12 protein-coding genes and 3 tRNA genes are annotated in these 12,358 nt (G+C 64.7%); 7 read left to right on the plus strand and 8 right to left on the minus strand.

Translation table 11 applies throughout. The features are described 5' to 3' along the window. Positions 1-13: 13 nt before the first annotated feature. Genes hemW through rph form a run of 3 tightly spaced genes read right to left on the minus strand, consistent with a single transcriptional unit; the run spans position 14 to position 2,625 of the window. On the minus strand, positions 14-1,228 hold the full coding sequence (gene hemW / locus DCN14_RS19295; protein WP_096503649.1) for a radical SAM family heme chaperone HemW: 1,215 nt from the start codon (positions 1,226-1,228) through the stop codon (positions 14-16). A 34-nt stretch (positions 1,229-1,262) separates the two neighbouring features. Then, a complete protein-coding gene (gene rdgB / locus DCN14_RS19300; RefSeq protein WP_096503651.1) occupies positions 1,263-1,892 on the minus strand; it encodes an RdgB/HAM1 family non-canonical purine NTP pyrophosphatase in 630 nt (209 codons plus the stop codon). After that, positions 1,885-2,625, minus strand: a complete 741-nt coding sequence (gene rph / locus DCN14_RS19305; RefSeq protein ID WP_096503653.1) for a ribonuclease PH — start codon at positions 2,623-2,625, stop codon at positions 1,885-1,887. The genes rdgB and rph overlap by 8 nt, the downstream gene beginning before the upstream one ends. A gap of 173 nt (positions 2,626-2,798) precedes the next feature. Here rph and DCN14_RS19310 point away from each other — a divergent pair, with 173 nt between their 5' ends. The 4 genes from DCN14_RS19310 to DCN14_RS19325 all read left to right on the plus strand — a co-directional run bounded on the left by DCN14_RS19310 (position 2,799) and on the right by DCN14_RS19325 (position 7,186). Then, positions 2,799-3,722 carry a YicC/YloC family endoribonuclease gene (locus tag DCN14_RS19310; protein ID WP_096503655.1) on the plus strand — a complete coding sequence of 308 codons (924 nt, stop codon included), beginning with the start codon at positions 2,799-2,801 and terminating at the stop codon, positions 3,720-3,722. An 88-nt stretch (positions 3,723-3,810) separates the two neighbouring features. Then, positions 3,811-4,494, plus strand: a complete 684-nt coding sequence (gmk, locus tag DCN14_RS19315; protein ID WP_096503657.1) for a guanylate kinase — start codon at positions 3,811-3,813, stop codon at positions 4,492-4,494. Positions 4,495-4,552: 58 nt separating this feature from the next. Then, positions 4,553-4,756: a DNA-directed RNA polymerase subunit omega gene (gene rpoZ / locus DCN14_RS19320; RefSeq protein ID WP_044848533.1), complete on the plus strand. Its 204-nt coding sequence runs from the start codon at positions 4,553-4,555 to the stop codon at positions 4,754-4,756. Between the two features lie 63 nt (positions 4,757-4,819). Further along, entirely contained in the window at positions 4,820-7,186 is a 2,367-nt protein-coding gene (locus tag DCN14_RS19325; RefSeq protein WP_096503659.1) for a bifunctional (p)ppGpp synthetase/guanosine-3',5'-bis(diphosphate) 3'-pyrophosphohydrolase, read from the plus strand. A 194-nt stretch (positions 7,187-7,380) separates the two neighbouring features. On the opposite strand, the gene DCN14_RS19330 is transcribed toward DCN14_RS19325, so the two are convergent. The 3 genes from DCN14_RS19330 to DCN14_RS19340 all read right to left on the minus strand — a co-directional run bounded on the left by DCN14_RS19330 (position 7,381) and on the right by DCN14_RS19340 (position 7,739). After that, a tRNA-Arg gene (locus tag DCN14_RS19330) sits at positions 7,381-7,457 on the minus strand. A gap of 61 nt (positions 7,458-7,518) precedes the next feature. Continuing rightward, positions 7,519-7,595 (minus strand) — tRNA-Arg (locus DCN14_RS19335). Between the two features lie 67 nt (positions 7,596-7,662). Continuing rightward, positions 7,663-7,739: transfer RNA gene (locus DCN14_RS19340), tRNA-Arg, on the minus strand. A 130-nt stretch (positions 7,740-7,869) separates the two neighbouring features. Here DCN14_RS19340 and greB point away from each other — a divergent pair. After that, positions 7,870-8,433 carry a transcription elongation factor GreB gene (gene greB, locus DCN14_RS19345; RefSeq protein WP_096503661.1) on the plus strand — a complete coding sequence of 188 codons (564 nt, stop codon included), beginning with the start codon at positions 7,870-7,872 and terminating at the stop codon, positions 8,431-8,433. A 108-nt stretch (positions 8,434-8,541) separates the two neighbouring features. Here the strand turns inward: greB and DCN14_RS19350 are convergent, their stop codons facing one another. Next, positions 8,542-9,684, minus strand: a complete 1,143-nt coding sequence (locus tag DCN14_RS19350) for a porin (RefSeq protein WP_096503663.1) — start codon at positions 9,682-9,684, stop codon at positions 8,542-8,544. Between the two features lie 500 nt (positions 9,685-10,184). Beyond that, on the minus strand, positions 10,185-10,451 hold the full coding sequence (locus tag DCN14_RS19355) for a hypothetical protein (RefSeq protein ID WP_096503665.1): 267 nt from the start codon (positions 10,449-10,451) through the stop codon (positions 10,185-10,187). 393 nt (positions 10,452-10,844) lie between these two features. Between DCN14_RS19355 and DCN14_RS19360 the strand changes: the two genes are divergently transcribed. Continuing rightward, entirely contained in the window at positions 10,845-11,048 is a 204-nt protein-coding gene (locus DCN14_RS19360) for a cold-shock protein (RefSeq protein ID WP_059499959.1), read from the plus strand. Between the two features lie 157 nt (positions 11,049-11,205). Continuing rightward, positions 11,206-12,333 carry an exonuclease domain-containing protein gene (locus tag DCN14_RS19365; RefSeq protein WP_096503667.1) on the plus strand — a complete coding sequence of 376 codons (1,128 nt, stop codon included), beginning with the start codon at positions 11,206-11,208 and terminating at the stop codon, positions 12,331-12,333. Positions 12,334-12,358 lie beyond the last annotated feature (25 nt).

The following is a 12,358-nucleotide window of genomic DNA, read 5'->3' on the forward strand; positions in this document are numbered from 1 at the left end:
GCGTCGTTTTTCTTCAATCGTCGCGCAGGAACAATTCCTGCAGGTCGTTGAGGAAACGCTGGCCGAGCGGCGTCGGCGCGATCTGCGCGAAATCGCGCGTGATCAGCCCGCGCCGCTCCGCTTCCTGCAGCGCCGGCTCGATCGTGCCGATCGGCAGCCCGGTGCGCTCGACGAAGCTGTGCACGGGGAAGCCCTCGACGAGCCGCAGCGTGTTCAGCATGAACTCGAACGGCAGGTCGCGTGCGCCGACTTCACGTTCTTCCTGCACCGGCGTGCCGGCCATTGCTTGCTCGATGAAGGTCGCCGGATGCTTGTAGCGCGCCTGCCGCAGGATCCGGTTCGGGAACGACAGCTTCGTGTGCGCGCCCGCGCCGATCCCGAGGTAGTCGCCGAAGCGCCAGTAGTTCAGGTTGTGCTTGCACTGATGATTCGGCTTCGCGTAAGCGGACACTTCATAGCGTCCGTAACCGGCCTCGGCCGTGCGTTCGTGAATCCATTCCTGCATGTCCGCCGACGCGTCGTCGTCGGGTACCGCAGGCGGAAACTTCGCGAACATGGTGTTCGGTTCGAGCGTCAGGTGATACAGCGACAGATGCGGCGGCGCGAACGACAGCGCGGTCTCGATGTCGGTCCGGCACTCGTCGAGCGTCTGGTTCGGCAGCGCGAACATCAGGTCGAGGTTGAAGTTGTCGAACGTCTTCGCGGCGATCTCGACGGCCGCGCGCGCCTGCGCGGTGTCGTGAATGCGGCCGAGCGCCTTCAGATGGGCCTCGTTGAAGCTCTGGATGCCGACCGACAGGCGGTTCACGCCGCTCGCGCGGAACTGCGCGAACTTCGCGGCTTCGAACGTGCCCGGGTTCGCCTCGAGCGTGATCTCGGCGTCGGCATCGAGCGGCAGCAGCGCGCGCACGTCCGACAGCAGCCGGTCGAGGCCGGCGGCCGACAGCAGGCTCGGCGTTCCGCCGCCGATGAACACCGTGTGCACCTGCCGCCCCCAGACGAGCGGCAGCGCCTGCTCGAGGTCGGCGCGCAGCGCGTCGAGATACTCGGTTTCCGGAAACCGCTCGCCTTTCCATTCGTGCGAGTTGAAGTCGCAGTACGGGCACTTGCGCACGCACCACGGGAAATGCACGTACAGCGCGAGCGGTGGCAGCGACGTGAGCCGCACCTGCCCGGGCGACGTGAACGTCGCGACGACGCGCGCGCCGGTTTCTGCGGCCTGGCTCATGCGTCCTCCGGCAGCGAATGCGTGGCGAAGACGGTCATGCGGGTTCCTCTGCGAGCCGCGCGAGCAGCGCCTTCAGCGCGAGCGCGCGGTGGCTGTGCGTGTTCTTGACGGCCGGTTCGAGTTCGGCCGCCGTCGCGCCGAGCGCCGGCAGGTAGAAATACGGGTCGTAGCCGAATCCGTGTTCGCCGCGCGGCGTGTCGACGATCTCGCCCGTCCAGCGCCCTTCGGCGAACAGCGGCTCGGGATCGTCCACATGGCGCACGAGCGCGAGCACGCAGCAATAGTATGCGCGTCGATCCTCGACGCCGCGCAACTGCTCGACGAGGTACGCATTGTTCGCCGCGTCGCCCTTGTCGAGGCCCGCGCGCTGCGCATAGCGCGCCGAATAGACGCCCGGTGCGCCGTGCAGCGTGCGCACGCACAGGCCGGAATCGTCGGCGATCGCCGGCAGGCCGGTGAGGCGCGACGCATGGCGCGCTTTCGTCAGCGCATTCTCGATGAACGTGCCGAACGGCTCTTCCGCCTCGGGCACGGCCAGGTCGCCCTGCGGCACGATCTCGATGCCGACCGTCGAGAACAGCGCGGTGAATTCGCGCAGCTTGCCGGCGTTGTTCGACGCGAGCACGATGCGCGACAGCGGCGCGACGGTGCGATCGTCAGACATGGGCGGCGCCCAGCACGTCCTTCTGCAGCTGCACGAGCTGGCCGATCCCGCTTTGCGCGAGGTCGAGCAGCGCGTTCATCTCGGCGCGCGAGAACGGCACGCCTTCGGCGGTGCCCTGGACTTCGACGAAGCCGCCGGCGCCCGTCATCACGACGTTCATGTCGGTGTCGCAGCGCGAATCTTCCGCGTAGTCGAGATCGAGCACGGGAGCGCCTTCGTACACGCCGACCGAAATCGCGGCGACGTGGTCGGTGATCGGCGAGCGCGCGAGCTTGCCGGCGGCGATCAGCTTCGACACGGCGTCGTGCGCGGCGACGAACGCGCCGGTGATGCTCGCCGTGCGCGTGCCGCCATCGGCCTGGATCACGTCGCAGTCGATGTGGATCGTGCGCGGGCCGAGCGCTTCCAGATCGAACACCGCGCGCAGCGCGCGGCCGATCAGGCGCTGAATTTCCTGCGTACGGCCCGTCTGCTTGCCGCGCGCGGCTTCGCGGTCGCTGCGCGTGTGCGTCGCGCGCGGCAGCATCCCGTATTCCGCCGTCAGCCAGCCTTGCCCGCGATCGCGCAGGAATTCGGGCACGCGCTCGGCGACGCTCGCGGTGCAGATCACCTTGGTGTCGCCGAATTCGACCAGCACGGAGCCTTCGGCGTGTTTCGTGTAGTGGCGCGTGAGGGCGACCTTGCGCAGTTCGTCGGCGCGACGGCCGCTCGGGCGGGAAAGGGAAGACGTCATGGGGAAATCGTGGACGGAGGAGGAAACCCCGATTCTAGCGCCGAACGGCATCCGTGCCCGGCGGGGTGGGGCGCAAAAATGGGATAATGCGCGCTTCCCGCCCCGCGCCTTGCGACGCGCCGGGCGCCTCGACATATTCCGCCCGCAAGGGCATCCAGACGGCGAGACGAACCATGATCTACAGCATGACGGGCTATGCGAGCGCGACGCGCGAACTCGTGACGGCTACCGGCAACGGCGGCACCAGCGTGTCGGTCGAACTGCGTACCGTGAACTCGCGCTTCCTCGACCTGAATTTCCGCATGCCGGACGACGTGCGCGCGTGCGAACCCGCGCTGCGCGAAATGCTGATGAACAAGCTGTCGCGCGGCAAGGTCGACGTGCGCATCAACCTGCAGCGCGGCGAGCAGAGCATCGGCGCGGGCGCGCTGAACCAGTCGGCGCTCGGCCAGCTCGCCGAGCTCGAGCGCTCGGTGCTCGATTCGTTCCCGGGCGTCGGCCGCCTGCGCGCGGGCGAGATCCTGCGCTGGCCGGGCGTGCTCGCCGAGAGCGGCGTGTCGGCGGAAGCGATCCGCGACGCGGTGCTCGCGTGCGGCAAGGAAGCGATCGGCGAGCTCGTCGTCGTGCGCTCGCGCGAAGGCGCGCAACTGGCGACGATGCTGCTGTCGAACGTCACCGAAATGGAAGCGATCGTCGCGCGCATCACGCCGCTCGTGCCGGAGCTGATCGCGAAGCATCAGCAGAAGATCGTCGAGCGGCTGCAGGAAGCGCTCGGCATCGCGGCGCCCGAAGGCAGCGCGCCGATCGTCACGCGCGAGGAAGCCGCGGAACGCATTCGTCAGGAAGTGACGATGTACGGCATCCGGATCGACATCGCGGAAGAGCTGTCGCGACTCACCGCGCACCTGAACGAAACGCGTCACGTGATCGAGAAGGGCGGCCGCGTCGGCAAGCGTCTCGACTTCATGATGCAGGAACTGAATCGCGAAGCAAACACGCTCGGCTCGAAGGCGGCGGCGAAGGAACTGGCCGACGCATCGATGGCGCTCAAGCTGTTGATCGAGCAGATGCGTGAGCAAGTGCAAAACCTGGAGTAAAAGAGATGCAACAATCCCCACGCTCACTACGTTCGCTGCCCCCCGAGGGGGCGGTCAGCCTCCTTGGGGCGGCCCGGCGGAGGCTGACATGACCGAATCCACTCGCGACGCGCACGCGTCGCATTCGCTGCACGGCGGCGTCTATCCCGGCAACCTGTTCATGGTCATCGCACCGTCGGGCGCCGGCAAGTCGACGCTCGTGAACGCGCTGCTGTCGAAGGACAGCGACATCTGCCTGTCGATTTCGTACACGACGCGCAAGCCGCGCCCGGGCGAGCAGGACGGCCAGCACTATCACTTCACGACCGTCGAGGATTTCCGCACGCGTCACGCCGCGCACGAATTCCTCGAGAGCGCGGAAGTGCACGGCAACTATTACGGCACGTCGCGCGTCTGGATCGAAGAGCAGATGATGAACGGCCATGACGTGCTGCTCGAGATCGACTGGCAGGGCGCGCAGCAGGTGAAGAAGCAGTTCCGCAACGCGGTCGGCATCTTCATTCTGCCGCCGTCGCTCGATGCGCTCGAGGAGCGTCTGAAGAAGCGCGGCCAGGACGAACCGAACGTGATCACGCGACGCCTGCTCGCCGCGGGCAGCGAGATGGCGCATGCATCCGAAGCGGAATACGTCGTGATCAACGAGAATTTCGATCGCGCGCTGTCCGAGCTCGAGTGCATCGTCGCGGCGACGCGGCTGCGCTTTGCTTCGCAGTACGCGCGACACGCGGAGCTGTTCATCGAGCTCGGCATCCATCTGCCCCACGCGGAATGACGCGGGGGCAGAGGGACATAAGGTAGAATAAGGACTATATTCAGAAGGAATTACCAACATGGCTCGCATTACCGTCGAAGACTGCCTGAAGCAAATCCCCAATCGCTTCGAACTGGCGCTCGCCGCCACCTACCGCGCGCGGCAGCTCGCGCAAGGCCATACGCCGAAGATCGAAAGCCGCGACAAGCCGACCGTCGTCGCGCTGCGCGAGATCGCGTCCGGCCAGGTCGGTGTGGAAATGCTGAAGAAGGTGCCGGTGTAACGCGCATCCGGCCCGTTCCAGCCATGTAATCCACGCGCGCAACGACTCGACCTGGAGGCGAATATGAGCACCACCCCATCGTCCGCCTCCGCGGATTCGATCACCGAAGCCACGGCCCAGTCGCCTGCGCGCCAGTACATCGACGCGGTCCTCGAACAATCCTTCCGGCATCTGTTCGGGCCGACCGCCACGCCGGAGCAGCCGCGCAAGCACGGCGTCGTTTCGATCGCGAAACTGACGACCGCGCTTGCCGAGTATCTCCCTCCGGAAGAGATCAAAGAGGTCAAGGCGGCGTTCCACTTCAGCGACGAAGCCCACCTCGGTCAATATCGCCAGAGCGGCGAACCCTACATCACCCATCCCGTCGCCGTCGCGGAAATCTGCGCCGGCTGGAAGCTCGACGCGCAAGCCGTGATGGCCGCGCTGCTGCACGACGTGATGGAAGACCAGGGCGTGACCAAGAGCGAGCTGGCCGAACGGTTCGGCCCGAAGGTCGCCGAACTGGTCGACGGCCTGTCGAAGCTCGACAAGATGGAGTTCCGCAGCCGCGAGGAAGCGCAGGCGGAGAACTTCCGCAAGATGCTGCTCGCGATGGCGCGCGACGTGCGCGTCATCCTCGTCAAGCTCGCCGACCGTCTGCACAACATGCGCACGCTCGGCGCGGTGCCGATGGAGAAGCGCCGCCGCGTCGCGCGCGAGACGCTCGACATCTATGCGCCGATCGCGCACCGCCTCGGGTTGAACAACACGTATCGCGAGCTGCAGGACATGAGCTTCGCGAATTTCAACCCGCATCGGTACGCGACGCTCGAGAAGGCCGTGAAGGCCGCGCGCGGCAACCGCCGCGAAGTGATCAGCAAGATCCTCGAGGCCGCGCAGCGCGCGATGACCGATGCGAAGATCGACGCCGAGATCACCGGCCGCGAAAAGACGATCTACAGCATCTATCGCAAGATGCGCGACAAGCAACTGTCGTTCTCGCAGGTGCTCGACGTGTACGGCTTTCGCGTCGTCGTCGAGAGCCCGCTCGACTGCTACACGTGCATCGGCGCGCTGCACGCGCTGTACAAGCCCGTGCCCGGCAAGTTCAAGGACTACATCGCGATCCCGAAGATCAACGGCTATCAGTCGCTGCACACGACACTCGTCGGCCCGTTCGGCGCGCCGATCGAGTTCCAGGTGCGCACGCGCAAGATGCACGAGATCGCCGAGGCCGGCGTGGCCGCGCACTGGCTGTACAAGAATGGCGGCGCGGATCTGAACGACGTGCAGAAGCGCGCGCACCAGTGGCTGAAGTCGCTGCTCGACATCCAGAGCGAAGCCGGCGATTCGAGCGAATTCCTCGAGCACGTGAAGATCGACCTGTTCCCGGACGCGGTCTACGTGTTCACGCCGAAGTCGAAGATCATGGCGCTGCCGCGCGGCGCGACGGCACTCGATTTCGCGTATTCGATCCACAGCGATCTCGGCAACCAGTGCGTCGCGGTGAAGATCAACAACGAGTTGCTGCCGCTGCGTACCGAGCTGAAGAGCGGCGACATCGTCGAGGTGATCACCGCGCCGTATTCGAAGCCGAACCCGGCGTGGCTCGGATTCGTGCGCACCGGCAAGGCGCGCTCGGCGATTCGTCACTACCTGAAGACGATGCGCCTGAATGAGTCCGTGCAGCTCGGCGAGCGGCTCGTCGATCAGAGCCTGAAGGGCTACGGGCTCGCACTGGCCGATGTCGCACCGGAAGTATGGGAAAAGCTCGTGCAGTGGACGGGCAACAAGAGCCGCCAGGAAATCTTCGCGGACATCGGCCTCGGCCGCCGCGTCGCCGCGGTGATGGCCAAGCGCATCGAAGTGCTGATGAGCGGCCGCGATGCGGACGACGACCTGCCGAAGTCCGAGCGGCATCCCGCGCACAATGCGCCGCCGGTCGTCATTACCGGCACGGAAGGGATGTCCGTGCAGTTGTCGGCATGCTGCCGACCGATTCCCGGCGACGCGATCATGGGCTATATCGGCATCGGCCTCGGGATGGCGATTCATACGACCGATTGCCGGGTCGCGCAGCGTATCCACCGCCGCGATCCGGGGCGCTGGATCGATGTCGAGTGGGCGCCGCAGCCGGGCCGTCTGTTCGACGTCGCCGTGAAGGCGCTGGTGAAGAACACGAAGGGCATCTTCGCGCGCGTCGCGGCGGACATCACGTCGGCCGACGCGAACATCGTGCATATCGCGATGGACGAGGATCTGACGCACGAATCGACGGTGCTGCGCTTCGTGATCCAGGTCAGCGACCGCGTGCATCTGGCGAACGTGATGCGGCGCGTACGGACCAATCCGGACGTGATGCGGATCATGCGCGAACGTTCGACCGACGACAGCGTGCATGCGCGTCACGACGGCGGCATGCGCATCGAGCGGGAGCGGCAGGACTACTGACGCGACGCGAAGCGTTGCGGCGGGGACGACGGCGGCCACGGGCCGCCGTTTTTGTTTGTGGTGCGATCGAAACGGATGCGTGTCGCGGCGGTTCGTTGCGTCGAGCGGGGACCGGGGAGCGGCCGTGGTCGGGAAGGCGAGAAAGCGGGGCGGAAAAAGAAAAAGGGCCTTCCCGGAGGAAGGCCCTTCTGAGGTGGCGCGGCTGGCAGGATTCGAACCCACGACCCCTTGGTTCGTAGCCAAGTACTCTATCCAACTGAGCTACAGCCGCACGCAAAGCGGTACTACTTCAACTGTCGGAACCTTCTACGGTGGGAAGATCCCCAAAAAGGTGGCGCGGCTGGCAGGATTCGAACCCACGACCCCTTGGTTCGTAGCCAAGTACTCTATCCAACTGAGCTACAGCCGCACGCAAAACAAAAATACTACTGCATCGAACTGAAAGGGCCTTCGGTTCGGAAGGCCCTCGAAAAAAGTGGCGCGGCTGGCAGGATTCGAACCCACGACCCCTTGGTTCGTAGCCAAGTACTCTATCCAACTGAGCTACAGCCGCACGCAGAAGCGGAAGTATAGCAGGGTTGTATAAAAAGGGAAGCCTTATTCGCAAAATATGTCACCCGATCCCGCAGGGCCGCCTTCGTGTACCCTTGAGACATCGGTCATCCATGTATTGAATCTGCATCATGAACAAGGCGTTTGTCAAAGAGTCGGACGGCGACGACGACGATCTCGACCCGGGTCAGCCCGCGATTCCCGCGGGCGCGAAGAACTACATCACGCCGGCCGGTCACAAGCGGCTCAGGGACGAGCTGCTGAACCTCATCGACGTCGAGCGTCCCGAGGTCGTGCGGCTCGTGTCATGGGCCGCGTCGAATGGCGACCGGTCGGAGAATGGCGACTACATCTACGGCAAGCGGCGGCTTCGCGAGATCGACCGCCGCATCCGCTTTCTGACGAAGCGGCTCGATCTTGCCGAAGTCGTCGACGCGAGCCGGCAGGAGAGCGTCGACCAGGTGTTCTTCGGCGCGACCGTCGATTACGCGACGCCCGACGGCGAAGATCATACGATCACGATCGTCGGGATCGACGAGGTCGATCTCGATCGCGGTTGCGTCAGCTGGATTTCGCCGGTTGCGCGCGCGCTCATCAAGGCGAAGATCGGCGACACCGTCACGCTGATGACCCCGGCGGGGCCGCAGCCGATCGACGTGCTCGACGTCCGCTATCCGGCGCGAAGCGACGCGTGAGCGTTTGGCCGGCCTAACGGCGCTGCCGCACCGCGCCGCCGAAACGAAAAGCGCCCCGGGCGGGGCGCTTCGTCATGGCGGTCCGGGCCGAATGGTTGCGACGATTGCTTAGAAGCGGTGGCGCATGCCGGCCGTGACGGCGATCTGCTTGTTGGTCGACGATGCGGTGCCGAGCCCGTTGATGTTCGCGCCGATCGCAAGGCCGTCCGCATTCACCCGCTGGTATTCGCCCTGCAGATACAGGTCGGTGCGCTTCGACAGCGCGTAGTCGGCCTGCAGGTTGAACTGGTGCCAGCTCGGCGTCTGGCCGTCGAGGCGGCTGTCGGTGTACGTGTACGAGCCTGCCAGCGAGAACGCCGGTGTCAGCGCGTAGCGGCCGTTGATTTCGTAGTTGTTGAAGCGCGTGCCGCCGGCGAGCGGGATGCCGTTCGACACGCCGGATTGTCCGGCGCTGATGCCGGACGAATCGGTCAGGCGCGTCTGCGTGAACACGAATCCGGCCGTCGCGGGCCCGAACGTGTAATTGAGGCCCGCGCCCCACGTGCGCTGACGGCTGGCGGCGAACGTCCAGTCGCCGGCCACCGCGCCGGGATCGCTGGTCGCGAGCGCCAGCGAGTTGATGTTGTTGTTCAACTGCATGTACGCGGCCGCGACGTTGAAGCCCATGAAGCTGTACGACGCGCCGACGCTGTACGCCCGGTTGTTCGAGAAGTCGCTCGAGTTCGAGAAGCCGTACAGCGCGCCGAACTTCAGGCCGCCGTAGTTCGCGCTCTGGTACTTGACCGCGTTGTTGATCCGGAACGAGTTGTTCAGGTTGTCGTTGTCGAACGGATGCGCGAACTGCGTGCCGCCGTACTGGGTGCCGGTCAGCGACAATGGGCCGAGGAAGTCGACGACGCTGTCGTACTGGCGACCGAGCGTGAGCGAGCCGTAGCTGTCATGCACCAGGCCGACGAACGCCTGGCGGCCGAACTCGCGGCCGTTCTGCTTGAGGGTGCCGTTGTTGATGCCGAAGCCGTTTTCCAGCGTGAAGATCGCTTTCAGGCCGCCGCCGAGATCCTCGGTGCCGCGCAGGCCCCAGCGGCTGCCGTTGATCGAGCCGCTCGTCTCCTGCCACGCACTGTGACCACCCTGGTTGTTCGTATAGGTGATGCCTGCATCGATCAGGCCGTACAGCGTGACGCTGCTTTGCGCATGCGCGGCGGTGGTGCACACGCTCGCCAATGCTGTGACGATCAGGGTCTTCTTCATGATCTGTCTCCAAACAGGATGATGTCGATCGAGCCTGCTGCGGGCATTGGCGGCGGCACGGTCCGGCGATGCCGGATGCGCGGGGGCGGCTGCCCTTGTCGGATATCCATTTGCAGTGTACGGATCGCGCGGAACGCAGACGAAAACTGCTTCGGGAAATACTGTATTTTGAATCGCGCAAGAATCGGTGGGAACGCCGAAAGCCATGCTGGTCAAGGCTTTGTGGCAATGCAGCAGGAACAAATGGCGATCAGGAGTCCGGAGTGTGCGTTGCGCGATCGCGACAAGCGATCACGACCGGGCGCAACTGGCGCTGGCCCGATTATTGACACATCGGCAATAGAGGTTTGTGCGAGCCATGGATAATGAAAGGATGTTCTCTCGCTATACTGCGATCTCTGCTTTCCGAAGCAGACTTTTTCGTTGACGGAAAAGATCTCCAAACCTTTGTCGGCGCGACTTCCCAGTCGCGCTTTTTTTTTGCCCCGCCGTTCCGATCGCTACTGCGCGTATGAGCGCCGCTTGCGCTTGGCGGTCGGCTCCGTATCGTCGGCGTCGGCTTGCAGCGGCGTGTACGTCCAGTCTTCCATCACGTAGTGGCGCGCATCCAGCGGCGACGCAAGCAGGTTCTGCCAGTGGTCGCCATGCCAGGTCGGGTCGAACTCGGTGTCGCACGGTGCTTCACGTGCGGACTCGGCCAGGGCGCGGGACTTGCGGCGTACGCGCCCGAGCCGGCTCGCGAAGCGCTTGATTCCGTCCAGCCACATGACCGTCTCCCTCCGTCGGCATTGCATGAGGATCGCAACGTCCCCCGTTTTCCGCAACCCGGAAAAAACCCGAGGATTTTACCGAGTCGATTTGTCCCCGGTAGGTTTTGCGCGTCGTTGATTATCTGCGATCCTATCCCGGTAACATTGACAGGTTTTTGATGCGAATCAATTAATAAAAGGCGGCGGTGTGCCGATTCCAGTGGCATTGATGTTTTTTTGATAAAGCAGTCGCTAAAAATTTTCTTGACGCACCCGGATTTTCCAATTTATAAAGTCAGCACTCCGTCCCTGTGTGGAGCGCTGGTGGGGGTATCGGCGCGATGTCGCGGGATTACGGGAGGCGGCTATAAACGGTAGCTTTTTTGATCTAAACGAGTGGGGAACGAAGGTATGGATACCGGTATCGTAAAATGGTTTAACGATGCTAAAGGTTTCGGTTTTATTACGTCCGACAATGGCGGCGAAGATTTGTTTGCACACTTCTCCGAAATCCGGATGGAAGGTTTCAAAACGCTGAAGGAAAACCAACGTGTTTCCTTTGACGTGAAAGTCGGGCCGAAAGGCAAGCAGGCAGCGAATATCCAGGCGGTCTGACGCGCCACGCAGTGCCGATCACGTCCGGCCCCCGCTTAGGCGGGGGCTTTTTGCTTTTATGGGGAAGAATCTTGTCGGCCGGCCGATTCCGCTTCGGGCTGGTCGTGAGCACGCATGCCGGTGCATACTCACGGAAGCATCGTTTCCCTGTCTTTTCATGTCCGATTCCCGTCCGTCCGATCCCGCCAGCGAACAGCCGCTCGTCTTCGTCGATCTTGAAACCACCGGTGGCTCGTCCGCCGAGCACCGCATCACCGAAATCGGCGTGGTCGAAATCGGGCCGCTCGGCGTATCGACGTGGACGACCCTCGTCAATCCGGGGCAGTCGATTCCGCCGTTCATCCAGCAACTGACGGGCATTTCGGACGAGATGGTGCGTGATGCGCCGCCGTTCGCCTCGCTCGCCTCCGCGCTGTTCGAACGGCTCGACGGCAAGCTGTTCGTCGCGCACAACGCGAGCTTCGATCGCGGCTTCCTGCGTGCCGAATTCGAGCGTGCGGGCATTGCGTTCAATCCCGACGTACTGTGCACGGTGCGGCTGTCGCGCGCGCTGTTTCCGCGCGAGTCCCGGCATGGGCTCGATGCGCTGATCGAACGGCACGGCCTCGTTCCTGCCGCGCGACACCGGGCGCTCGCCGACGCCGATCTCCTGTGGCAGTTCTGGCGGCAGTTGCACGAGATCGTGCCGCTCGAGCGTCTGCGCGACCAGATCGCGCGCACGACACGCCACTTTCGCCTTGGCGGCGACCTGACCGAGGCGTGGCTCGATACCGCGCCGGCCGGATGCGGCGCGTACGCATTGTTCGGGGAGGGCGATGTGGCGCTTTACGTCGGCCGCAGCGTGCGCGTGCGCCAGCGCTTGCGTGCGCTGCTCACGGGCGAGCGGCGGTCGTCGAAGGAAATGCGGCTGGCGCAGCAGGTGCGCCGTGTCGAGTGGCGCGAGACCGGCAACGAGCTGGGCGCGATGCTCGCCGAAGCGCAGTGGATCGCACGGCTGCGGCCGTCGTACAACCGTCGGCCCGCAGCCGACGCCGGCCGGGCAGGCAACGCACCCTGGCCGTTCGACGGCCCGGTGGCATTCGAAGCGAGCGGCGAGCGCCGCTTCTTTCACGTGATAGATGGCTGGCGCTACCTCGGCGTGGCCGAATCGCTCGATGCGGCCCTGCAGCTCGTGGTCGACGGCGCGGATGGCCCGTTCGAGCCCCATACCCATCGTCTGCTGCAGACCCAGCTCGCGCGCGGCCTGCAACTGATTCCACTCGCGACGCTCGCGCCCGCCGACTGAGCGCCGCGTGTTGCGGCGTCGTGGC

Origin of the sequence: Burkholderia sp. IDO3 (assembly GCF_003366075.1) — a bacterium.
Classification (GTDB): Bacteria; Pseudomonadota; Gammaproteobacteria; order Burkholderiales; family Burkholderiaceae; genus Burkholderia; species Burkholderia anthina.